The following is a 22639-nucleotide window of genomic DNA, read 5'->3' as shown; positions in this document are numbered from 1 at the left end:
CATTTAAATGTCAAAGACTTTCATCATCAAAATAAAATCTTGACTTTAAAGTTAACTTTAAACTTATAGTTTCTGAACTGGTTCTAAATTAACACGTCTTGAAATATACAGCATTAGCTACTCGGTCAATTAATGTAAAGGTGAACTTTCATGAATACAAAACAACAGTTTACTGAAGTTGAATTTGGGCAACAAAAAGTCAAAGTACCCAAAGGTGGTTATTACGACCGTTTCAGAATGAACCCCGATTTAGATGAAGTCGCTCAAGATCCTGCTGTTGGCAACATCGATTTTTTCCGTCATATTCCTAAAAAAATTGTGGAATCACGTGTAGGTCCTGTCTGGGCACCCAACTTTTATTATCGTAGTGCGAATGTACAACTGCTCATGCTTGCACCTATTAAGCAAATTAAAGCAAAACTTCCTGCTGACTTAACGCCATTACAACCATTTCCGGGTTATGGATTGGTCGCGGTCACATTCTTTAGCTATTCGGTTTGTGACAATGACCCTTATAACGAAGTTTCGATTGCGATTGTTGTACGTAAAGCTAATGCTCACGGACCACATATTACTGAACTAATCAAATCGATGCTTCAACGTCATTTTTATGCACATGTTTTGGCTTTACCTGTAGATACAGAAATTGCCAGAGTCCGTGGTGTATATGGTTATCAGCTACCAAAATGGTTAACTCAAATTGATGTCGACATTAATTCAAAACAGATTCAAGCCAATATTGCTGATCTTAATGGAAAGTTAGATTTAAGCTTAAAAACCCCCTGTACCGACTTTAAAACATGTCGATTCTGAAACTCATATTAATAAAGCAACGATGCTACATGTAGTCGATGGAAAATGGCATCAGACAGAGGTTCAATCTAATATTCTTTCTTTTGCACAAAAGCTTTTTCCAAAGAATGTTCAACTTCAGAAACACGATGGGCCTTTAACAAAGTTGCTTAATGAGGTTGGCGCTTCAAAAATTCTCCGTTTAGATGTTATTGAAGATGCGCAAGTCGTCCTTAATTTGCCGACCTTAATTCAATAAAAATTAATTTTAACTGCGTTTGGAAGTTTAAATTTACACCTAACTTTCAAACGTAGTTAATGAGACCATTATTAATAAATTTAAATTAAAAGACCTTTTTTACAGACACTGTAAAAGTCGAATCGATCGGATTTGAAACAGGTGCGCCTGCCTCACCATTGCTATACTTTTTATAGTAGCTATTTTTATCCCATGCTTTTGTATAAGCGAGTCCTGTACTCCAACCATCACCTAAATCTTTAATAAGTTCGGCTTTAACATCCTGAAAATTCGACTCTGAAAAGTTTTTGATTCTTTCATAGCCATAATGGGCTCCAAAAGTCCAAGTTTCATTAATTGGCTGGGTAAAGTTAAGATCTAAATAACTTGATCCTCTCGACCTTTTACCAGCAGGTCCCCCCATGGTTTTAGAGTTATAACCAGCATAATCTGGTGTGTAAGTCACAAAGTATTTAAGGCTTAAAGGACCATAGCCAATTTGAGGTACGATCTCACCATAGTTATAACTGCTACTCCCCGTTTCTGGTGTACTTTTCGCACCTGGGTAGTAGTAGTAAAAAACCGACATTCCAATTGAAAATTTATCGATTGTTTTTAAATAACCTGTATAAAAATCCCATTCAACCGAGGCATCCCGTAGATAGTTTGAACTCACACTTGATGCCCAAGTCCCTACAAAAAAACCATTAGGATTGGCATAATCCAATCCACCTTGTAAGGCTGCTTTACCCCATGTTTGTTGGAAACCACGTGAAATATATTGACTAGCAAAAGTAACATTTGCGCTATATGGAGAGGTTTTTTCTTGTTCTTTTAATTGTTCTGCATGTACAACGCTAGTAGACATAATAAGTGAAACTAAACCTAAAATTTTTCTCATTCAATAATTCCTTTTACATATTACCTATAGGTTTAAAGTTTTAAAATAACATGAAATATCCACTTTAAGAACCTTAAAGGTTTATAAATTCAAGTTTCTAGACACATCTTCTTCGCTATAAATCTCTTCAATGCAATCTAAAATTTTAGGAATATAGGAACTTTGATCCATGTTGCGCATGGATAGAGAGATTGGACTATAGGCTTCTAAATCCAAGATATTTAAGTAAGTTAAATTCTTCATACCAATATCACAGGCACTTTCCGGAATAATACAAATACCTTCGCCAGATGCAACTAGTCCAAGTGCCATATGAATTTCTCGGACTTCTGTCAGTTTGGCTGGAACTAGACCTAATTTGGTAAATAAAGCTTGAATAGTGGTCGAGAAATTCGGTTTAGGTGTAGTTGGATAAGAGAAAATTGTCTCATTAATAATTTGAGATAAATAAATTCCTGACTCTTGGAACTCACTTAAAGGATGTTTTTTATGAATCGCGAGTTTTAATTTTTCTTTGCGAAGTAAAAGCCTTTTAATGGCAGGGTCACTAATTGGCAAACGACCAAAACCTAAATCGATTTTACCGAGTTTTAATGCTTCAACCTGATCTCGTGTACCACACTCAATAAGCTCAACATGAATGTCAGGATTTTTTTGTCTAAATAGATAGATGACCTGTGGTAATCGTCCATAAAGAAGTGAACTCACATAACCCACTTTAACAACGTTCTCAACTAGCTTCATTTTTTTAGCCATCGAAGCAGCTTGAGCCGTATGCGTCAAAATTTGCACCGCATGTTGGTAAAAAAACAGCCCTGCTTCCGTCACTTTTAATGGACGAGAGCCTTTTTCGAATAAATCGATCCCTAATTCTTCTTCTAGTTTTTTGATTTGGCGTGTTAAAGGCGGCTGGGCAATAAAAAGCTTTTCTGCGGCTTTGGTCAGGCTCTGTTCTTCAACCACGGTAACAAAATAACGTAGATGTCTTAATTCCATTAATATACCTTTTTAGTATCTTAAAATACCGTTCTATATCTATTTTAGGCTATTACATTCTTCTATGGTATACAAACAAGTTCGTAATAGTTGAAACTTCATGTATAGAACCATAGAAACCATACTTGTGGATATTCCAACTATCCGTCCTCACCAGTTGTCTGTGACTACTATGCGTACCCAGACTTTGGTACTCGTTAAAATTACGACCACGGATGGTATTGTCGGTTGGGGTGAAGCCACCACCATTGGTGGGCTGAACTATGGTGAAGAAAGTCCTGAGAGTGTCAAAGCCAATATTGATACCTACTTTGCACCATTACTGACATCAGTTAAAGATTTAAATGTTGCACAAACGCTCAAACTGATTCGTAAAAATATTAATGGTAACCGCTTTGCCAAGTGTGCCATTCAGACTGCCCTACTTGATATTCAGGCCAAACGTTTAGGAGTGCCATTAAGCGAAGTTTTAGGTGGACGTCTGCGTAATAGTTTACCTGTACTTTGGACGCTTGCGTCTGGTGACACGCAAAAAGATATTGCTGAAGCTCGCAAAATGATAGAGCTGAAGCGCCACAACACGTTCAAACTTAAAATTGGTGCGCGTCCTTTACAGCAAGATGTTGACCATGTGATTGCGATTAAAAAAGCATTAGGTGCTGATGTTAGTGTACGTGTAGATGTAAACCGTGCATGGTCAGAACTTGAATGTATTCATGGTATTCAACAGCTCCAAGATGGTGGAATCGATTTAATTGAACAGCCATGTGCAATTCAAAATACCGAAGCACTTGCTCGCCTCACCCATCGTTTTGATGTCGCAATTATGGCAGATGAAGCCTTAACTGGTCCTGACAGCGCATACCGTATTGCAAAAAATCATGGTGCAGATGTATTTGCCGTGAAAATTGAACAATCTGGTGGCCTGATCGAAGCTTGTGAAGTTGGCAAAATTGCTGGTTTAGCTGGAATCGACCTATATGGCGGTACCATGCTTGAAGGCCCTGTAGGAAGTATTGCATCGGCCCATGTATTTGCAACCTTTGAAACATTAGCGTTCGGTACTGAATTATTTGGTCCGTTATTACTGACCGAAGAAATTTTAAAAGAGCCGCTACGTTACGAAAACTTTGAATTGCATTTGCCAACAGCTGCGGGCTTAGGCATTGAAATTGATGAAGATAAGATTGAGAAATTACGTCGTTAAGGCAACAGGATAAGGAGTTTCCCATGTTATTTCATGTACGTATGGATGTGCATATTCCACTTGATATGCCAGCCGACAAAGCAAATGAAATTAAGGCTGTTGAAAAGGCTTACTCGCAAGATTTACAACGTCAAGGTAAATGGCGTCACATCTGGCGTATTACAGGCCAGTACTCGAACATTAGTATTTTTGATGTTGAGAGCAATGAAGAATTGCACAACATTTTACAGGGCTTACCTCTCTATCCATACATGGACATTGAAGTGATGGCACTTAATCGCCACCCTTCTTCTGTTCGTGATGATGATTCGTAAACCAAAAGAATTTTTTAAATGTGATCTCTGAAGTCCATTTAAAAACCAAGCAGATTATTCAGAAGGTAACAAGGAACGTGGCGGCACTTATTCGCTAGCAAAACAAAATGCCCGCAGCGCTGCCACCCAAAACCGTATTGCATACTTAAGGAGTTTTAGTATGAACCGTCAACAAATTGATGCGCTTGTAAAACAAATGAATGTCGACACTGCTAAAGGTGAAGTCGATGCACGTGTTCAACAAATTGTTGTGCGCCTTCTCGGGGATTTATTTCAAGCCATCGAAGACCTAGACATCCAACCTTCAGAAGTATGGAAAGGTTTGGAATATTTTACCGATGCAGGCCAAGCAAACGAACTTGGACTTTTAGCAGCTGGCTTAGGTTTAGAGCACTATCTTGATTTACGTGCTGATGAAGCTGATGCAAAAGCTGGCGTTACTGGCGGCACACCTCGTACTATTGAAGGTCCACTTTATGTAGCGGGTGCGCCTGAATCAGTTGGTTTTGCGCGTATGGATGATGGTACAGAATCTGGCAAAATCGATACCTTAATTATTGAAGGTACTGTGACTGATACTGATGGTAATATCATTGAAAATGCTAAAGTTGAAGTATGGCATGCTAACAGTTTGGGTAACTATTCATTCTTTGATAAGTCTCAATCTGACTTCAACTTACGCCGTAGTATTTTAACGGATGCAGATGGTAAATATGTTGCGTTAACCACGATGCCTGTAGGTTATGGTTGCCCACCGGAAGGTACAACTCAGGCCCTTCTTAACAAGTTAGGCCGTCATGGTAACCGTCCATCTCACGTTCACTACTTCGTTTCTGCACCAGGTTTCCGCAAGCTTACAACTCAATTCAACATTGAGGGTGATGAGTACTTATGGGACGACTTTGCCTTCGCAACTCGTGATGGCTTAGTGGCAACAGCAGTTGATGTAACTGACCCAGCTGAAATCCAACGCCGTGGTTTAGATCACGCTTTCAAGCACATCACATTTAACATCGAACTTGTTAAAGATGCCGCTGCGGCTCCTTCAACTGAAGTTGAACGTCGTCGCGCTAGCGCTTAATTGAAAGTGTATGTGAGTTAAAAGTTCGCTTTTGACTCACAAAATTTATTCCATTTATTACTACCATTAAGAATTTAAATAAATTTTTAGCGTTAGTAATAACATCACGTTACCTCATGCTCTAAGGTTTCTCACATGATTGATAAAAGTAAGTCCTCTCTTAGCGAGGTACTATCGCAGATTAAAGATGGTGCAACCATTCTGATTGGTGGTTTTGGTACCGCAGGACAACCCGCTGAACTCATTGACGGACTGATTGAACTGGGTATTAAAGATTTAACAATTGTCAGCAATAACGCCGGTAATGGTGATTACGGTCTGGCTAAGCTGCTTAAAGCTGGTTCAGTTAAAAAAGTAATCTGTTCTTTCCCACGTCAGTCAGACTCTTATGTGTTTGATGAACTGTACCGTGCTGGAAAGGTCGAGCTTGAAGTGGTTCCGCAAGGTAATCTGGCTTGTCGTATTCAGGCAGCAGGTATGGGACTTGGCGCTGTGTTTACTCCAACAGGCTTTGGAACACTTTTAGCTGAAGGGAAAGAAACCCGTCAGATCGATGGTAAAGACTACGTACTTGAGTATCCGATCAAAGCTGACTTTGCCTTGATTAAAGCTTACAAGGGTGACCGCTGGGGCAATCTGGTTTACCGTAAATCTGCACGTAACTTTGGCCCGATTATGGCCATGGCAGCGGATGTAACCATTGCTCAGGTTTCTGAAGTGGTTGAGCTAGGTGGATTAGATCCAGAGCACATCATCACCCCAGGTATCTTTGTACAGCACGTTGTACAAGTACAGCCCGCACAGTAAGCAATAAGGAGAAATAACATGAGCTACCAGAAACTCAGCCGTGACCAGATTGCAAAACGTGTGGCACAAGATATTCCAGATGGTGCCTATGTGAACCTAGGCATTGGCTTGCCAACCAAGATTGCGAGCTACCTACCTAACGACAAGGATATTTTTCTTCATTCTGAAAATGGTTTATTGGCATTTGGTCCTCCTCCAGCGGCAGGTGAAGAAGACCCTGAACTGATTAATGCGGGTAAAGAGTTCGTGACCATGCTTGAAGGCGGCAGCTTTTTTCACCATGGCGACTCATTTGCGATGATGCGTGGTGGTCATCTTGATATTGCAGTGCTTGGAGCCTTTCAGGTTGCTGCGAATGGTGACTTGGCGAACTGGCACACGGGTGCTCCAGATGCGATTCCTGCCGTGGGTGGTGCGATGGATTTGGCGGTTGGTGCTAAAAAAGTATTTATCACCACAGACCATGTAACTAAGCAAGGTGAGCCGAAGATTGTGGCTGAGCTGAGCTATCCAGTTACGGGTAAACACTGCGTTGACCGTATTTACACCGATCTTTGTGTGATTGACGTGACTAAAGATGGTTTAAAAGTGATTGAGAAAGTTGAAGGCCTTAGCTTTGATGAGTTGCAGGCTCTAACGGGTGCGACTTTGATTGATGCGACTCAAGATTAAAATTTAAAACAGCAGTAACTATTGTGACAGGCGACATGGATGTCGCCCGTTGGACAGGGAGGCATGGAAGCCTCCTCTGTTCAACAAAGGTTTTTGTTACTTTTGACCTTTCAAAAGTAAGGTATCGCTTATGCAACAGACCTATGGATATCACAGTATATTAAAGCCGTGATGTTATTCGTTGATATGAAAATTTATAAATCATTACGACGGAGTCTTATCTGTTTAAACCAGATGCCAACAGCTAATTCGTGTCACTTTTTTAAAAAAGTAACCAAAAACCTTTGTTACTCAGACACAACCTCCCTGTTGTGCTGAGCAACGAGGCGACATCCATGTCGCCACCGCGAATACTTACGGAGAATGGCTAAAAAGGCCTGAAGTAAAGGACAAAAGTTAGAATGAAAAACGCTTATATCATCGATGCCATCCGTACACCATTCGGCCGTTATGCCGGTGGCCTTGCACCCGTTCGTGCCGATGACCTTGGTGCTCTGCCGATTAAAGCACTCATGCAGCGTAACCCAAGTGTAGATTGGGAACAGGTCGATGATGTGATCTATGGCTGTGCCAACCAAGCCGGTGAAGATAACCGTAACGTCGGCCGTATGTCAGCACTGCTTGCTGGTTTGCCGTATCAAGTGCCGGCAACCACCATTAACCGTTTGTGTGGTTCTTCACTAGATGCGATTGCCATTGCTGCCCGTGCCATTAAAGCTGGTGAAGCGAACTTGGTGATTGCGGGTGGTGTCGAAAGTATGAGTCGTGCACCCTATGTGATAGGTAAGTCAGACAGTGCTTTTGGCCGTAGCCAGAAGATTGAAGACACCACCATGGGATGGCGTTTCATTAACCCAAAACTTAAAGAATTGTATGGTGTAGACACCATGCCCCAGACTGCCGAAAACGTCGCTGAACAGTTCAACGTCAATCGTGCAGATCAGGACCAGTTTGCCTTGGTGAGCCAACAACGCACCGCAAGCGCGCAAGCCAAAGGCTTTTTTTCTAAAGAAATCGTGGCAGTTGAAATCCCTCAGCGTAAGGGTGATGCTGTTGTGATTGATACCGATGAACATCCACGTGCATCGACCACGCTTGAAGCTTTAAGCAAACTTAAACCTGTAGTTAAAGCAGAGGGTACTGTGACTGCAGGCAATGCTTCAGGCATTAATGATGGCGCAGCAGCTCTACTGATTGCTTCTGATGAAGCGGTTCAAGCTTACAACCTCAAACCACGTGCCAAGATCATTGCTTCAACAGCGGTGGGTGTAGAACCACGCATTATGGGTTTTGCTCCGGCACCAGCCATTAAAAAACTACTTAAACAAGCCAACCTGACTTTAGATCAAATGGATGTAATTGAGCTCAATGAAGCCTTTGCTGCACAGGCATTGGCAGTGACCCGTGATTTAGGTTTGCCAGATGATAGCAACAAGGTAAATCCAAACGGTGGTGCCATTGCATTAGGTCATCCACTGGGTGCATCAGGTGCACGCTTAGTCACTACAGCCTTAAACCAGCTTGAGCAAACAGGTGGTCGTTATGCCTTATGTTCAATGTGTATTGGTGTAGGTCAAGGTATTGCTTTGATTATTGAACGTGTTGAAGCACTTTAAGGAGAAAAAAATGCCATCTTTTCAATCTGCCGATGCACAAATCAACTATCAAACCTTTGGCGAGCCATCTTCCCCTGCTCTGGTGTTTTCCAATTCTTTAGGCACCAATTATGGCATGTGGCAAAAACAGTTTAATGAGTTAAAAGATCATTTTTTTGTGATCTGCTATGACACGCGTGGTCACGGTTCATCATCTACGCCTGACGGTCCATACACTGTAGAGCAATTAGGTGAAGATGTTGTTCGTTTACTGGATCATCTGAATATTAGCAAAGCTGCTTTTTGTGGTATCTCAATGGGCGGTTTAACCGGTCAATGGCTGGCGATTCATTACCCTGACCGTTTTAGTCATGTGGTTGTGGCAAATACTGCCGCTAAAATTGGACAAGAACAGGCATGGCTTGACCGTGCAAAATTAGTACGTGAGCAAGGTTTACAACCGATCGCAGCTACAGCAGCTTCGAGATGGTTTACAGATCCCTTTATCCAAAGTCATGCTTCAATTATCAACAACCTGTGTAACGACTTAAGTGCTGGCAGCGCAATGGGTTATGCCAATTGTTGTGAGGCTTTGGCTAAAGCGGATGTCCGTGAGCAGTTAAAAGACATCAAAATTCCTGTATTAGTCGTTGCTGGAACTCAAGATCCAGTCACTACAGTTGCAGATGGTGAATTTATGCAGCAACGCATTCCACAATCAAAACTTGCAGAAATAGATGCCTCTCATATTTCCAATGTAGAACAATCAGAAGCTTTTAATAAAATCCTAAAAGATTTTTTAGTGAGCTAATTTTAAGTTTAAGAATTAAAAAAATGGCCTTTATAGGCCATTTTTTATATCTCGCAGAATCTTAAAAGTTAGTACCGAATCATGACCGATTTTAATTCAGTGTAATCTTCAATAAATGCATCAGAAAACTCTCTACCAATGCCTGAAGCTTTTACCCCGCCAAATGGAACTGATGGATCTAAGAACGTATGCATATTGACCCACAAGGTCCCTGCTTCAATTTTAGGAATTAAACGGAAAGCTTTAGATAAGTCATTTGTCCAAATACTTGCGGTTAAACCAAAACGAGACTGATTCATAAGCTGAATAAGTTCTTCATCAGTTTCGAATGGCATTATCCCAACCACAGGACCAAATGTTTCCTCTGAAAATAAAGGATCATCCTTATTTTTAAAGGAAATTAAAGTCGGTTGTACAAAATACCCTGTCTGATCTAGAGCCGCACCACCAGCAATAATCTGGTTGTTGGCTTTAGCCATATCTAAATAATGTTTTACTTTAAGAAAATGTGGCTGATTAGAGAGTGGACCAAACATACTTCCTTCATCCATAGCCGATCCAATTTTGAAACTAGAAAGTGCTTTAGAGAGTTTTTCGACTAGTTCATTATGTTTTGTATGGTGTACAAAAAAACGCTCTGGAGATGCACAAACTTGACCTTGATGCACAAAAGTTGCTTGCAACAAAGTCGGCAAAATTTCATCAATATTTGCATCGGCCAAAACCGCTATGGCATTTTTACCCCCCAACTCCAGACTCACACGGGTTAAATCACTACTCATCGCGAGCTTACCAATGGCAATGCCTGTTGGTACTGAACCTGTAAATGAGACTTTCTTAACGAGCGGTGACTCAATTAAATATTGCCCTGTATCGCCCTTACCTGTAACCACATTAATCACACCTGCCGGAATACCTGCCTCAATGGCAAGTTCAGCTAAACGTAATAAAGATAAGCTGGCAAACTCACTTGGTTTAAGCACAATGGTACAGCCGGTTGTTAAAGCTGAGCCAATTTTCCAAACACCAATCATTAGTGAAAAATTCCAAGGCACAATCCCTGCAACCACACCAATCGGTTGTCTTAAAGTAAAGGCCGTATATTTTTCACCTTGCATGGATGGAATAGAAGGTTGCATGGTTTGGCCATTAATTTTGGTTGCCCAACCCGCAAAATATCTTAAGAAAATAACAGATTGTGCCACTTCAAGATGGCGGGAAATATTGATGAGTTTTCCGGTAGACAAAGTTTCAAGCTGTGCAAGTTCTTCACCATGTTGCTCAATTAAATCTGCTAGCTTGTTCAGTTTAACGCCACGTTCATACGGCGTAGTTTCAGCCCAAGCATTTTGAAAAGCATGTTCAGCACTTTTGACCGCGCTTTCGACATCTTGTTGACTACCAATACTAATTTGAGCAACAACTTGTTCAGTCGATGGATTTACAATATCTACTTTCTCTAAAAGCTCGGCAGCAACTAATTTTCCATCAATAAAATGTCCATGTTGACGTGCCATAAATTGCTGCACGCTTTGTAAAATCTGAACTTCACTCATTTTTATTTCTCTCAATTTATTTAAAAGGATCTATTAATAGATGTATTGCAGAATCAACTGCGCATAGACATTGGTCTTGTCATCGTAGTTTTGAGTACCGCCATTATGGATATCGTGTTTTGGTTTATAGAGTCCCACTAAAGGAATAACATTGAATTTTTTATTGACCGACCAGACTGAAAAGACATCCAGCTCATGTCCATCCACATTGGTTAAAGATTTATTTACTGTTTTGAACTTATAGGCCAAAGCACCCAACATAAAATTTTCTTTCAAATTCATCGTGTAAGAGACTTGATGAATATCTGTATTTTTATTAAATGGACCAGCATAGTTTCCAGCAACTTCGCCCTGAAACCATGTACCAAAGCCGACTGTATTTCCATAAAACATAGGGTCGTATTGGTCTGAAAAATGGCTAAAACGGTAGCCTAATGAGGGTGTATATTTTGACGATAAAAAGTTATAGTTCAGTGCTAAGTACCCAGCATTTTCGTGGCTATCTTTTTTATCTTGAACTACAAACTCAGTTTTAACTTGCAGCTCTGGTAAGGGTTGATAATTCAAACGTAAAGCATAATTTTTAAGATCTTCGCGCCCTGAAACCTGTTCAGCATCTTTAAGGTCTAATACGTTTAAATAGGTAAACCCAACACCCTTATCTTTAAGCTGATACATCAGATCAGTCACAAAGAGTTCAGGTGAAAATTGTGCTTTATTGTCTGACTTTAAATAAGCCAGCTTTAACGTTGTATTCTCTTGCGGTTTGTATTGAAGCAAACTTGTAAAATCAAAGCTTCGACGAGCTGCTAGATAATATGCCCCGCCCCGATCTAATGTGCCGTCCGCAGGAACTTTACCGAGATTTAATGCATCACCCGCAATGAAGAATCCATCACCAATCATGATATTTTGGCGACCAATACTTAAATCATAGGTCGTTAACTCATCTTTATTGGTGCCGTCTTTAAAACCAATGATCCATTCATTCACATCTGTTTTACGTTCTTTGCCATTACTATTTTGGCCTGCGTCACCATCACCAAATGTTGCCGAGCTAATACCGCTCAAGCTTGCATAGAGCTGATTGTTTTTAAAGGTGTATTGTCCTTTCGCACCATATTTAAGATGACCTTCTTGCCAATTGATTCTTTCATCCTCTAGGTTTTCACCGTTATAGCTTTTACCGCTACTAAAGGCCCCAAAAGTTGCTTCAAAAGTTGGCTTAATTTCAAGCTCACCAGCATGCACAGTTGAAAAAAATGAGACAAAGAGAGTCCCTCTCACAACCTGAGAAAATAAATTTTTCATTGAGAAATTCCTTTTTTGCGAACGGCCTAACCGTGCTCAAGTGTGGGTAATCGATTCGTTACCCACTCTAGATCATGCACCCGTTTAGTGATGGTCGTGCTGAGTGTTTTGCTCTTCTTCACCCAAGTTTAAAGTCGGGGTGCTGTCAAAGAAGTTCCAAGGTTTGATGAGTGTATTCACCCATTCTGTTGGCATGATTGGCCACTCTTCAGCACGTGCCACATGGGTTGTGCCTGTTGTCATCCACACCACGAGGTCTTTATTTTCAATATTTTCGTTGTTACCAATGAACTGTCCTAACCCTGTGTCATGAGTCGAACGATTTGAATATTTCCCTTCAGGATAGCGTTCGTCTGGATTGTACTGAGTCACCCAAATTTGCTTATCCATAAAATTCAAACGTTTAAATAACCATTCATCTTTAGAAAAATTGGCTCCTTTTGCCACAGGGTGTGTTCCACCTGCAAACGGAATGAGTTGATAAGAAACTGGATTGCCTAATTTATTTTCCTTGTTGAAATTCGTGAGTAAGCGAATAGTGGATGGGTCAAATTTTTCAGCTGCATTTTGCTCATTCGTAATGACTTTACTATCAATTTGCATTGAGCTTGTACGAACACCACCTTTGTCATTGGCTTTCACCACAGGGTCCATATGCATAAAGCTATTATTTTCTCCATCGACATCCATGTCTAAGCGGAAGTTATAGATGTGCTGATGGGTTGTACCCACAATATTATGGTCAATTAAAGTTCCATATTTGGTGTCTTCTTTAGCTGTACTGTCATGCATAGTGCGTGATTTTACACCTTTAACCGCCTCAATACCCGTTGCACCCGCATTAATTCCAATTACACCATTTTGGGCAAATACCCAGTCAAACATGTAATCGTAGTTTCCCACTGTACTAATCCAGCGCACAACAAGTTCACGGCGGGCTTCACTGGCATCTTGGTTACCAAAAATTTCATGATGTTTATATTCAGGCCCAGCATAACGTTCAAACACAGCAATGGCATTTGGAATCACTTGTGGCTGGCCTTTATAGTCTGCAATCACGGCATCAAGTAAAACAGCGTTGTCAGGTGCATCTGTTCCAGGAAGAATAGACGAGGTAAGTGTTCCCATACCGTATTCGCCAGAGTCTAAATAAGATTTGAAGTACCAACCAATATCAGGATCGCCATATGGAACCACCATTCCACCCAAGTTCCCTTCATACATGACTTTACGCTTAACGCCTTTATCTTTATAGGTCACTGTTGAAAGCTGCAAGCCAACACGAGAGTCTAACGCCACATGTAAACACCAATTCCCCCAATGTATGGTTTGGCCAGTAATGCTAAAGTTCTTACCCTCAGGTTCAGTAATATTGAGTGGTTTTAGCTTACTTGCTACGGGCTTATTCGACATATAAGGTCGATTTGCCATTGGCACAGGAATGATCGCACCTTCTTCAATCTTTATAATTTTCTCTTTATCTAAATCGACTACAGCAACTAGGTTCTCAATAGGATGTGCCCAGTAGTTACCATCCCCAACATCGAGGTAAGCAACGACTTTTAATATGTTGAGTTGTTTATCAAGCCCATCTTTACCGCCAAAATATCCAACAGTTAGCGGTGTAGCAATCACTTTCTTCACATCGGTAATGCCGCGTTTCCGTAAAGCTTCCTGATATTCTTTACTTGTCTCAATTACACGCTGTACGGCTTCAAAATTATCGAGCAACACCATTCCATGAGTGTCTTTAAGTACATTCCATTTGGTGACTTGTTGAGTGTTAAGGTTAACTTCACCTTCAATCGCTTGACTCCCCTTTAATAAAATAAATGAGGCAATACGATCTTCTTTAAATTCTTTGTGATTAATAAAGTAATCCCAGACTTTGGCTTTTTCAGGTTCTTTAAGCTTTAACTCGGCAAAACGCATATTTTTATAGGCGTATTTCGAGCGATTAATCACATCAAAGGTCTTTTTAATTTCTTCAGAGTTTAGGCTATTGAGCGGGTGAAACGTATTTTCAATTTTAAAAGTTTGATCTAAACCCGACTGGAAGACTTCATTAAAAAAATCTTTTCCAATAACAGGCTTACCATCCTTAATTAATAAAGGCACACTGAGCTTGAAAGCTTTGCCATTCACCAGAACCTGATCTGAATTGGGTTTGGCCCGAACAACCATAGAACCTTTGGTAATCATATAAGTATTGGTAAAATCGTCTTTGACAACTTTAGCACCTTGCTCACTCATGTTTTGATAAAGTGAGACCATTTCGGCATGTCCACCATGCGCAAACGCTTGAGTATTGAGTCCCCAAAAGCTTGCAGCGATTGTTAAGTTAAGTGCCAGTATTTTTTGTATGTCATTCAATAATCGTTGTTTACACATTGGTTTCATCCTTTTCATCTATCCCTAAACTATCTGAATCAGATAGTTAAAATGCACTTCCTGTGAGTGAAATTCATTAGACCAACTTAATAGTTTTATGGTTATTAAGCTTATCTAACCTGCTCTAATGAATTTAATTTCAACACAGTTACATAGGGCTAGCTTGTTCAAGAATGACGTCGAACTTGTCTAAAAATGACATTGAGAGATGAAAGAATTAAACCGACATACCCTCTCTAAATTCTTTAGGGGAAATACCATAAGTCTTTTTAAAGATTTTTGAAAAATGCGCCCCGTCCCAAAAACCCCATTTCAAGGCAACTTGGGTAATTGAGCTTTGTTTATTTCTTTTATCAAGCAAATCTGCTTTGACTTTTTCTAGGCGTTTGAGCTGTATATATTTGTTAATAGATAAATTTTCTTGAAGAAATAGACGGTAGAGATGACGTAGCGACACTCCAATATGCTCTGCAATTAATTTAGGTGTTAAATCTGGTTTTGCTAAGTTTTCTATAATATAACGCTCAGCTTTTTCCATTAGATTATTGGAGCTATTAATATTTTTATAATTAATTGTCGGTTTGATTAAGGCAATCAATGCATCTTCAAAAGCATTACCATCTTCAGTTGCGTACCAAAGTTTGATGTTTTCAGCAGACATATTTTTCAAAATATTTTTGAGTAAAAAACCACTCATATTTTGCGTAATCAGTTTTCCAAAATATTCAGTACTAATATTTTCTTTAAGTAATTTTTCACGCGACAGATGGACAGAAATCTGGCTTACCAAGCCTTGCGGATACATTGAAATGGTTTCGACTGGGTCGACCAACACAATATCGCCTTCATTTAGGCTGAGAGTTTCATTTTTATACTCAAGCAGCATTTTTCCCGAATACTGCAAAATCAAAAAACAAAAACGATTATTCACTCGATCGATTTCATCGGCTTTCCGGACAATCTTATTTGCATTGTTTTTGATAAAAGCAATTTCGGTATCACCCAATAAAAAGCACTGAACTTCACCAATGAATAAATTACGGGTTCCGTCAAAATCGGTTTCAAAATTGCCGCACACACTTTTAATATGGTGCGTCCATGTGAGTAATGCATCGCTTACATATTGGTTCATCCCTTACCTCTCTATACACGTGCCACCGCTCAAAATTTTGCGTTTGTGGTAGTGCACTGTCTTGGCTTATTTGCAATCTTGTTTTATTGATAAACAAATTATGTGCCAATAATTCCTTATCCGTGGAATTGTTTTGATGATAGTCAGCTAGATGTAAAGAAGCTGATAAATCAATTCAATTTATCAGCTTAATGAGGCTTATGCTACTCCTGCAAAATCTCGCAGCATGGTAATAAAAATATTCTTTTGCTCATCAGAATATTTTTTAAACACCTCATTTTGGTGGCTATCGGCAATATCAAACAAATACTGCGCTGTTTGTTTACCTTTTTCAGTCAGTGCGTACAAATTATCGTGATCAACCAATAAGCCTTCAAATTTTAAAATTTCAGCCGATCTTTCTACTTCTTGCATTGGCATAGCAATATCGCGCGGTAAATCTTCCTTACTTGAAGCAGTACCACTTGCCAAAACCAGCAGCAGCCGTGATTCACTGGTACGGAACCCTGAAGCCATTTGCTTAGGAATATAGTCGGTTTGATAAGCTTTAAAAGCACGACTCATCAAGTAGCAGACATTATTATATAAGTGCCCATAATGAGTCTGGTCTACACCGTTCTGTTCAGTTTGCTTAACTTGAAGGCTCGGATGCGGCATGACACAAGAATATGCGCCTTGATGGTAGACCAGCGGGCTTCGGCCTTGGTCATGGAAACGAACCACTTTGCCAACAATAATCCAGTGGTCACCACCTTCAATCACTTGATAGCGTTCGCACTCAAACACCGCAGAACAATTTTCTAAAATGGGTGCACGTCCTGCACCGAGTTGAAAATTGGTGTCTGCAAATTTATCAATATTGCGTCTCGAAAACTTATTAGATAGCTCAATTTGCGTACCCGATAAAATATTGACTGCAAAATGTGTCGCGTCTTCAAATACTGAAAAACTTGAAGACTTTTTATCAATACTCCACAAAATAAGTGGTGGGTCGAGTGACACCGAGTTAAAACTATTTGCAGTTACACCGACTTTCTCACCTTGTGCATTTTGTGCAGTAACAATGGTAACGCCTGTTGCAAAATTTCCTAATGCTCGTCGGAACTGTAATGGATCGACCGTAAATTCATCTATTTGTTGTAATACATTCATCATCTTTCTCCTAAACCTTCTCTTACATCCATATAAATCGCGAGAGCATTAGATATCTAAAACTAGTCTCGGTGTTTTAGAGCGTGAACAACACACCAATATTTGCTCATTGCTGGCTTTTTCTTCATCAGTAAAATAAACATCTCGATGATCAGGTTCGCCTTCAATTACATCGCACATACAGGTTCCGCATACGCCTTGCTCGCAAGACATTTCAATGTCGATGCCTTCTTTAGCCAAAGCCTGCAAAATTGTTTCGCCAGCTTCAACCATAATGATTTTTCCGCTACGCTCAGCCACCACCTCAAATGAATCTCCCGAGATGTCAGTTTCAACTTGGAAATATTCTTTGTGGATTTGCTGCTCAGGAAAATTATGAGTCGTGGCAAGGTTAATCACCCAGTCTATGAAACCGACTGGACCACAGGTGTAAATATGGCTTTCCGAATCAATATCTTTAATGGCAGATTCAAAAAATGCTCTGTGGCTTGCACCTTCGGATTTAAAATGGAAGGTTGTATATTTTGCTAACTCACCATTTTTAATTTCATCAACAAAAGCACAGTTCTCAGCGCTAGCACCGCAGTAATGAAGCTCAAATGATTCGCCTTCGTGTGCAAGTTGATAGGCCATCGTGATTAACGGCGTAATTCCAATTCCACCGCCAATTAATACACTGTGTTTGGCTTTTAAAAGTGGAAATAAATTTTTTGGTTCACTGACCTGAATTTGCATGCCATCTTTAATTTCATCAAAAGCCGAGACTGAACCACCACGTGATTCAGGGTCACGTAAAATTCCAAGGCGGAACTTTCCTTCGTCATTTGGATTTTGGCAAAGTGAATACTGGCGTACCATGCCATTTGGTAAGTGCACATCAATATGCGCACCCGCTTCAACTTTTGGCAATGTTGTAGAAGTGGCAGACTCAAATTCCATGACTGCAATATTTCCACCTTCCACATGACGATTTTTAACGACAACATCATAAAGTGTAGTCATGATTTCACTCCCTTTTCATGGTTAAGCGATTGGCTTAACGCATGAATAAACCACCGTTAATATCCCATGTTGCACCAGTCACAAACCCCGCATTTGGACTCGCAAGCAACCCACAAGTTTCAGCAATAAAATGCATACTTCCTAAGGCTTTAACCGGAATATTTTGGATGAACTGTTCCATTTTTTCGTCAGACACCACACTATGAAGGATTGGAGACTCCATCGGTCCCGGTGCAACCGCATTAACCGTAACGCCTTTTGCTGCAAACTCTTTGGCAAAAATTTTGGTTAACGTCACAATCGCACCTTTGGTTGCCGCATAGTGTGCACCCGTTGCAGTACCGCCATTTTGTCCCGCTAAAGACGCCATATTAATGATGCGTCCATAGCCTTTTTTAGCCATATATTGACCAATAATTTGGCAAGCTTGAAAGGTGCCACGTTGGTTAACTTGCGTGATCCAATCAAAATCGGCTGCAGTAATTTCTAATACTGGCGTTGCTTTGGTGACGGTAGCATTGTTAATTAACACATCAAGTTTAGAAAATTTCTCTTCAATCCATTGCACCGCAGCATGAAAATCTGCCTCAACTGAAATATCTAATTTCAAGGGAAACATATTTTGTGCATATTGACTTTGTGCCTTGGCGTTTTCAGCTTTTTCAAGCGTACTTGCCGACAAAATCACTTGATGGCCTTGGTTCGCAAAATATTCAGCAATCACATTACCGAGTCCAGAAGCAGCACCTGTCACTAAAACAACTTGTTTCATATTACCGCTCCTAAAGAATGTAGCTAATACCAGCTAAGGTATCGGTAGAATTAACCAAATTAATGATTTTACGGTTAATCTTAAAACCTGTATCCGCATCACGAGTTAGATGGTAAGTAATATCTGCTGTGTAATGCTTGAGGTTTTCTTTACGGAATTCACGTAAGTTTTGAGCACAACGTAAAACGATTTCATCATCTTGGTCTTGAATCAGTCGTACACGAGAAATGCTACGCACAGTATTTGCTTTAGGCGCTGTAGAAATCGCTTCACCATTTTCAAGACGCTGTACACGTAAAGTACGCATATGATTATCGTCATAAGCATAATTTAAGTTGTTTTCGTAGTCAGTGAGGTTCGGGTCAATTGGAATGATATAAACACCTTTTTCATTCCATAAATTGAGCCATTCACGGTATTCACTGTGGTCTAACATATCTGCTTCAGCCCAGATGAAAGCAGTGACTTCATTTAATAATTGCAGATTCATATTCATTGCTCTCTCCTTAAGCTTTCATCATCTTTTTCCACTGCTGATATGCTGCACGCATACCTGTTTCAGCACTGACATCACTTTTTAAGCCATCTTCAGTTTTGACTTCACCCGGTAAACCGCGGTTGAGCATGATCCATAAATCATTACCGGCATTGGCACCATGTTGTACGCGCTCCCAAGCTTCTGAGTCATCTGGCGTACCAAAACCAAATGGACCTTGGAAATGTTCATGCAAACGTAAGCGATATTGGTTGGCAATTTGCGGGCCACCATCCATCGTAATCACCGAGTGATGAATTTCTGTTTCAGCAACTGAAATTGGCTGTAACACACGGAAGAACGCCATCGAACATGCAATATTCGGGAATAAATTTAAGTTAAAGCCAGAACCACCAACTGCTCGAACAATACGGCGTACTTCTAACTCTTCATGGCCTTCGTCGCGCAAAGCTTGAGCCAAGTCTTCGAAACGCTCTTGAATTGGACGCTCCATGAGTTCTTCGTCTAAATCGACCAGTTCAGGAATCATCACCATGACACTGTGACCATTACCTAAGTCTTCAACAAAGCCCGGTTGGTTTTCGAAGTTAAAGAGTTCTTCGGTTTTTTCATCTACAGAACTTAAGAATGACTTATGTACCAACGGGAAGTGATATGCATCGGTAGTATTTTCAAGCTGGATTTTCCAGTTACCCGGAAAACGGAAACGGTGTTCACCCAACACTTTAATTGGATAACCCGCGCCCTGTTTCATAAACAGGTCAATCCATTTTTTCGCAGGCCCAAGGAACTCTTCAAGCGGTTGAATGTCTTCTTTAAATGAAGCGAAGATCATGCCGTTATATTCTTCTACCCGTAGACTCACCAGTGGTAATTCTGATTTATCTAAACAATCGCCGTAGCTTTCCGGAGATGGCACACCACGTAAACTACCGTCAAGTGCATAACTCCAACCGTGGTACGGACATACAAAACTATTAGTTTTTCCTTTTTTATGTTCGCATACGGTTGCTGCACGGTGACGGCAACGGTTTAAAAGTACATGGACTTTCTTTTTACGGTCACGTACCACAACCACAGGCTGTTTACCGATATTAATGGTTTTATAGCTTCCGCCTTCCGGAATTTCGCTGGCATGCGCAACCCACACCCAAGTGCTATAAAAGATTTTTTCCATCTCTTCATCAAAAATGCGTTCATCTTTATAAAGAGAAGTATGGGCACGGTCACTTTGAACCAAAGCATCGTAATCAATGCCAATGTTATGCGTTGGGATAATACTGTTCATATCAATAGTCCTTTTAAATATGTCCTGGGTCATTCCTGGGAAGGTACCGGCAATTCAGCTTCAGTGTGCCAATGCGATACGGGGCGACTGAAAATATTCTGTGTTTGGAAATGTTTAATTTTCCATGTTCCATCTGCTTGCTTTTGAAACTTCACATTGAGCTTTGCTGCATTCAGATGGCTACGGCCATCTTGAAAGGTTGAAGTTTGCAACATGAGCCAAGAAGCATTTGCATCATTTTGATTTACATAAATTTGTTCTGAATTTACAAAGTGTGCATTCATAACAAAGTGAGATTCTTTTTGGGTATAGCTTTTAAACATGTCGTAAATCGACTGCCAAGAATCATAACGGCCAAAAGATTTGGCATATTTCTCGCCAATACCTTCCCAAATACAATCCTGATCAAAAAGATTCATTAGCTCATCAAGGTCTGTATTTGCATTGAGCTCGTCGCAGATTTCCATATAACGGTTCAGACAATTACGAATGGCGTTATGCGCTTCTAACTGTTCTAGCCGTTCTATGATTTCTGCAATATTCACTTTGTCATTCATTGCCATCGCCTTAACGTTGGATAATTAATTCGCGTCCAACACGAGCTTCAACTTTGCAATATTTCCAAAGCTTGTATGGCCCTTCACCCACCACGGTTGTTCTAAACAAGTTACAAGCGGCATGTACGGTTTCAATATCAGGAACATCTGCAAGCAAGTAGGTTGTCCAAGGCCAACCTGCACTTGGACCAACCATGCTTTGGTCATCATCAAGATTTCCAAAAACATGTACGCCCGGTAAGTCATGAATGCCATTCCACATTTCACCAAATGCTGCCCAAACTGCTTTTGCTTCAGCAGGTTCTGCATCAAAAAAGTTTTGGTTAATACCCATGCAGAACAAAACGCGTAATGATTTTTTAGCTTCCATCTCAATATCCTTTTAAAAATTAAACTTATAAATAACCTGGGGTTGGCTTTAACCCGAAACTGATTGAGCCTGCATTTTGTAAGGTCGCATCGCCCATAAAGGCATGCTGAGTCACCACATTGGTGTCATTCACAAAACGGCTAAATGGATTGTTGGTATAGATCGCTGTCATACCCGCGAGCATTTGCATTTTTCGGGTCACTTTGGCGCAAACTCGCGCTGCATGGGTACATGCCAGACGCATATCGCTAATTTGTTCAGTAGTTGCTTCACGCCCAGCAATAATTTCATTCCAGACAATATCCATGGTTTGATAAAACCAAGATTTTGCAGCCTGAAACTCCGCATCAGCTTGAGCGAACTCATATTGAGTCACTGGGCGATTTGCAATTTCTGACCCACCTGTAATCGATGCTTTACCCGGTGCTAATTTTTCAAATTCTTCTAATGCTGCAGCTGCAACACCAATACCCACCACGGTTAATACTTGCGTCGCTAAAGACAGTGACGGATATTTAAAAAATGGCTCGCTGAGTTTTGAAGGTTCACCACGTACAAAGGTCCATTTCTTTTCGACCAATACATCTTCGACCACCAAATCATGGCTTCCCGTACCTTTTAGGCCAACGGTGTCCCAAGTCATTTCAATTTTGGCTTTTTTGGCAGGCATCACTGCCATGCGTGGTAAGCCTTGCATTTCATTGTTTTTAAGCGGTGAAATCCCCACACCAACAATGTCAGCTCCCATACAGCCACTTGAGAATTTCCAACGTCCACGAACTACGACACCTTCATCGGTAATTTCGGCAGGTTGTGGTGGAAAAATACCTCCAGCAAACACCACATCTGGTCCGTTTTGGTACAATTCTTTAAGCGTTTCTTCTGGCAAACTTCCCAAATAAGCAGGGCTCATACCGAAACTTGCCACCCAACCCACTGAACCATCAGCTTTAGATAAAGTTTCGATTAACTCGCAAAACTGCCGTGGAGACCATTCTTCACCGCCAAAACGTTTAGGCACCAAGGCACGATAAACACCAATCTGTTTAAGTTTTTCGATAATGTCTTGGCTCACATAGGCCTGATTATCAAACTCACCTGCACAGGCACGCTCACGAATTTCTTGGCACAAAGCATCTAAATCAACTGCTTTGTCTTGAGAAGCAAACTCCATTTTAGACAACTTATTCATCATCTA

General features: G+C 40.5%; 21 protein-coding genes and 1 pseudogene. 8 read left to right on the top strand and 14 right to left on the bottom strand.

Annotated features, from left to right (window positions below; genetic code table 11):
• Nucleotides 1-150: 150 nt before the first annotated feature.
• Nucleotides 151-1051: pseudogene (locus B554_RS0115950) on the top strand (acetoacetate decarboxylase).
• Between the two features lie 85 nt (nucleotides 1052-1136).
• Here the strand turns inward: B554_RS0115950 and B554_RS0115945 are convergent.
• Together B554_RS0115945 and B554_RS0115940 are read right to left on the bottom strand one after the other, a co-directional pair.
• The gene (locus B554_RS0115945) at nucleotides 1137-1931 is read right to left on the bottom strand and encodes a TorF family putative porin (protein ID WP_019458834.1); all 795 of its coding nucleotides are present in this window, start codon (nucleotides 1929-1931) and stop codon (nucleotides 1137-1139) included.
• An 81-nt stretch (nucleotides 1932-2012) separates the two neighbouring features.
• On the bottom strand, nucleotides 2013-2927 hold the full coding sequence (locus B554_RS0115940; protein WP_019458833.1) for a LysR family transcriptional regulator: 915 nt from the start codon (nucleotides 2925-2927) through the stop codon (nucleotides 2013-2015).
• A 100-nt stretch (nucleotides 2928-3027) separates the two neighbouring features.
• Here B554_RS0115940 and B554_RS0115935 point away from each other — a divergent pair, with 100 nt between their 5' ends.
• The 7 genes from B554_RS0115935 to pcaD all read left to right on the top strand — a co-directional run bounded on the left by B554_RS0115935 (nucleotide 3028) and on the right by pcaD (nucleotide 9414).
• Entirely contained in the window at nucleotides 3028-4134 is a 1107-nt protein-coding gene (locus tag B554_RS0115935; protein ID WP_025465249.1) for a muconate/chloromuconate family cycloisomerase, read from the top strand.
• Nucleotides 4135-4157: 23 nt separating this feature from the next.
• Nucleotides 4158-4448, top strand: a complete 291-nt coding sequence (catC, locus tag B554_RS0115930) for a muconolactone Delta-isomerase (RefSeq protein WP_000897235.1) — start codon at nucleotides 4158-4160, stop codon at nucleotides 4446-4448.
• A gap of 160 nt (nucleotides 4449-4608) precedes the next feature.
• Nucleotides 4609-5529, top strand: coding sequence for a catechol 1,2-dioxygenase (catA, locus tag B554_RS0115925; protein ID WP_019458831.1), 921 nt, complete (start codon nucleotides 4609-4611; stop codon nucleotides 5527-5529).
• Between the two features lie 135 nt (nucleotides 5530-5664).
• On the top strand, nucleotides 5665-6336 hold the full coding sequence (locus B554_RS0115920; protein ID WP_019458830.1) for a 3-oxoacid CoA-transferase subunit A: 672 nt from the start codon (nucleotides 5665-5667) through the stop codon (nucleotides 6334-6336).
• Nucleotides 6337-6354: 18 nt separating this feature from the next.
• Nucleotides 6355-7008, top strand: a complete 654-nt coding sequence (locus tag B554_RS0115915) for a 3-oxoacid CoA-transferase subunit B (protein ID WP_019458829.1) — start codon at nucleotides 6355-6357, stop codon at nucleotides 7006-7008.
• Between the two features lie 401 nt (nucleotides 7009-7409).
• Nucleotides 7410-8624 (top strand): 3-oxoadipyl-CoA thiolase, encoded by a 1215-nt coding sequence (gene pcaF, locus B554_RS0115910; protein WP_019458828.1) that lies wholly within the window; start codon nucleotides 7410-7412, stop codon nucleotides 8622-8624.
• A 10-nt stretch (nucleotides 8625-8634) separates the two neighbouring features.
• Nucleotides 8635-9414 (top strand): 3-oxoadipate enol-lactonase, encoded by a 780-nt coding sequence (pcaD, locus tag B554_RS0115905; RefSeq protein WP_019458827.1) that lies wholly within the window; start codon nucleotides 8635-8637, stop codon nucleotides 9412-9414.
• A gap of 68 nt (nucleotides 9415-9482) precedes the next feature.
• Here pcaD and B554_RS0115900 read toward each other — a convergent pair whose 3' ends face one another.
• From B554_RS0115900 to B554_RS0115845, 12 genes are all read right to left on the bottom strand, one after another.
• Nucleotides 9483-10970 (bottom strand): NAD-dependent phenylacetaldehyde dehydrogenase, encoded by a 1488-nt coding sequence (locus tag B554_RS0115900; RefSeq protein ID WP_019458826.1) that lies wholly within the window; start codon nucleotides 10968-10970, stop codon nucleotides 9483-9485.
• Nucleotides 10971-11003: 33 nt separating this feature from the next.
• Nucleotides 11004-12221 carry a hypothetical protein gene (locus B554_RS0115895; protein ID WP_081400431.1) on the bottom strand — a complete coding sequence of 406 codons (1218 nt, stop codon included), beginning with the start codon at nucleotides 12219-12221 and terminating at the stop codon, nucleotides 11004-11006.
• A 144-nt stretch (nucleotides 12222-12365) separates the two neighbouring features.
• Nucleotides 12366-14681 (bottom strand): primary-amine oxidase, encoded by a 2316-nt coding sequence (gene tynA / locus B554_RS0115890; RefSeq protein WP_081400419.1) that lies wholly within the window; start codon nucleotides 14679-14681, stop codon nucleotides 12366-12368.
• A gap of 208 nt (nucleotides 14682-14889) precedes the next feature.
• On the bottom strand, nucleotides 14890-15804 hold the full coding sequence (gene feaR, locus B554_RS0115885) for a transcriptional regulator FeaR (protein ID WP_004708584.1): 915 nt from the start codon (nucleotides 15802-15804) through the stop codon (nucleotides 14890-14892).
• 198 nt (nucleotides 15805-16002) lie between these two features.
• Nucleotides 16003-16959 carry a p-hydroxyphenylacetate 3-hydroxylase reductase component gene (locus tag B554_RS0115880; RefSeq protein WP_081400418.1) on the bottom strand — a complete coding sequence of 319 codons (957 nt, stop codon included), beginning with the start codon at nucleotides 16957-16959 and terminating at the stop codon, nucleotides 16003-16005.
• 45 nt (nucleotides 16960-17004) lie between these two features.
• Entirely contained in the window at nucleotides 17005-17958 is a 954-nt protein-coding gene (locus B554_RS0115875; protein ID WP_019458822.1) for a PDR/VanB family oxidoreductase, read from the bottom strand.
• Nucleotides 17959-17992: 34 nt separating this feature from the next.
• On the bottom strand, nucleotides 17993-18730 hold the full coding sequence (locus B554_RS0115870) for an SDR family NAD(P)-dependent oxidoreductase (protein ID WP_019458821.1): 738 nt from the start codon (nucleotides 18728-18730) through the stop codon (nucleotides 17993-17995).
• Between the two features lie 10 nt (nucleotides 18731-18740).
• On the bottom strand, nucleotides 18741-19226 hold the full coding sequence (locus B554_RS0115865; protein WP_019458820.1) for an aromatic-ring-hydroxylating dioxygenase subunit beta: 486 nt from the start codon (nucleotides 19224-19226) through the stop codon (nucleotides 18741-18743).
• A gap of 10 nt (nucleotides 19227-19236) precedes the next feature.
• On the bottom strand, nucleotides 19237-20514 hold the full coding sequence (locus tag B554_RS0115860) for an aromatic ring-hydroxylating oxygenase subunit alpha (protein WP_019458819.1): 1278 nt from the start codon (nucleotides 20512-20514) through the stop codon (nucleotides 19237-19239).
• 29 nt (nucleotides 20515-20543) lie between these two features.
• On the bottom strand, nucleotides 20544-21077 hold the full coding sequence (locus B554_RS0115855; protein ID WP_081400417.1) for a nuclear transport factor 2 family protein: 534 nt from the start codon (nucleotides 21075-21077) through the stop codon (nucleotides 20544-20546).
• A gap of 4 nt (nucleotides 21078-21081) precedes the next feature.
• Entirely contained in the window at nucleotides 21082-21441 is a 360-nt protein-coding gene (locus B554_RS0115850; RefSeq protein ID WP_000387554.1) for a hypothetical protein, read from the bottom strand.
• A gap of 25 nt (nucleotides 21442-21466) precedes the next feature.
• Nucleotides 21467-22615, bottom strand: coding sequence for an acyl-CoA dehydrogenase family protein (locus B554_RS0115845; protein WP_081400430.1), 1149 nt, complete (start codon nucleotides 22613-22615; stop codon nucleotides 21467-21469).
• Nucleotides 22616-22639 lie beyond the last annotated feature (24 nt).

Source organism: Acinetobacter sp. GG2, assembly GCF_000292385.1.
Taxonomy (GTDB): Bacteria; Pseudomonadota; Gammaproteobacteria; order Pseudomonadales; family Moraxellaceae; genus Acinetobacter; species Acinetobacter seifertii.
This window is presented reverse-complemented; position numbering and strand designations above follow the sequence as displayed.

What these genes read in the sequence shown, in the direction of transcription:
- B554_RS0115945 (WP_019458834.1), bottom strand. Translation starts at nt 1,931, where the DNA reads ATGAGAAAAATTTTAGGTTTAGTTTCACTTATTATGTCTACTAGCGTT.
- B554_RS0115940 (WP_019458833.1), bottom strand. Translation starts at nt 2,927, where the DNA reads ATGGAATTAAGACATCTACGTTATTTTGTTACCGTGGTTGAAGAACAG.
- B554_RS0115935 (WP_025465249.1), top strand. Translation starts at nt 3,028, where the DNA reads ATGTATAGAACCATAGAAACCATACTTGTGGATATTCCAACTATCCGT.
- catC (WP_000897235.1), top strand. Translation starts at nt 4,158, where the DNA reads ATGTTATTTCATGTACGTATGGATGTGCATATTCCACTTGATATGCCA.
- catA (WP_019458831.1), top strand. Translation starts at nt 4,609, where the DNA reads ATGAACCGTCAACAAATTGATGCGCTTGTAAAACAAATGAATGTCGAC.
- B554_RS0115920 (WP_019458830.1), top strand. Translation starts at nt 5,665, where the DNA reads ATGATTGATAAAAGTAAGTCCTCTCTTAGCGAGGTACTATCGCAGATT.
- B554_RS0115915 (WP_019458829.1), top strand. Translation starts at nt 6,355, where the DNA reads ATGAGCTACCAGAAACTCAGCCGTGACCAGATTGCAAAACGTGTGGCA.
- pcaF (WP_019458828.1), top strand. Translation starts at nt 7,410, where the DNA reads ATGAAAAACGCTTATATCATCGATGCCATCCGTACACCATTCGGCCGT.
- pcaD (WP_019458827.1), top strand. Translation starts at nt 8,635, where the DNA reads ATGCCATCTTTTCAATCTGCCGATGCACAAATCAACTATCAAACCTTT.
- B554_RS0115900 (WP_019458826.1), bottom strand. Translation starts at nt 10,970, where the DNA reads ATGAGTGAAGTTCAGATTTTACAAAGCGTGCAGCAATTTATGGCACGT.
- tynA (WP_081400419.1), bottom strand. Translation starts at nt 14,681, where the DNA reads ATGAAACCAATGTGTAAACAACGATTATTGAATGACATACAAAAAATA.
- feaR (WP_004708584.1), bottom strand. Translation starts at nt 15,804, where the DNA reads ATGAACCAATATGTAAGCGATGCATTACTCACATGGACGCACCATATT.
- B554_RS0115880 (WP_081400418.1), bottom strand. Translation starts at nt 16,959, where the DNA reads ATGATGAATGTATTACAACAAATAGATGAATTTACGGTCGATCCATTA.
- B554_RS0115875 (WP_019458822.1), bottom strand. Translation starts at nt 17,958, where the DNA reads ATGACTACACTTTATGATGTTGTCGTTAAAAATCGTCATGTGGAAGGT.
- B554_RS0115870 (WP_019458821.1), bottom strand. Translation starts at nt 18,730, where the DNA reads ATGAAACAAGTTGTTTTAGTGACAGGTGCTGCTTCTGGACTCGGTAAT.
- B554_RS0115865 (WP_019458820.1), bottom strand. Translation starts at nt 19,226, where the DNA reads ATGAATATGAATCTGCAATTATTAAATGAAGTCACTGCTTTCATCTGG.
- B554_RS0115860 (WP_019458819.1), bottom strand. Translation starts at nt 20,514, where the DNA reads ATGAACAGTATTATCCCAACGCATAACATTGGCATTGATTACGATGCT.
- B554_RS0115855 (WP_081400417.1), bottom strand. Translation starts at nt 21,077, where the DNA reads ATGGCAATGAATGACAAAGTGAATATTGCAGAAATCATAGAACGGCTA.
- B554_RS0115850 (WP_000387554.1), bottom strand. Translation starts at nt 21,441, where the DNA reads ATGGAAGCTAAAAAATCATTACGCGTTTTGTTCTGCATGGGTATTAAC.
- B554_RS0115845 (WP_081400430.1), bottom strand. Translation starts at nt 22,615, where the DNA reads ATGGAGTTTGCTTCTCAAGACAAAGCAGTTGATTTAGATGCTTTGTGC.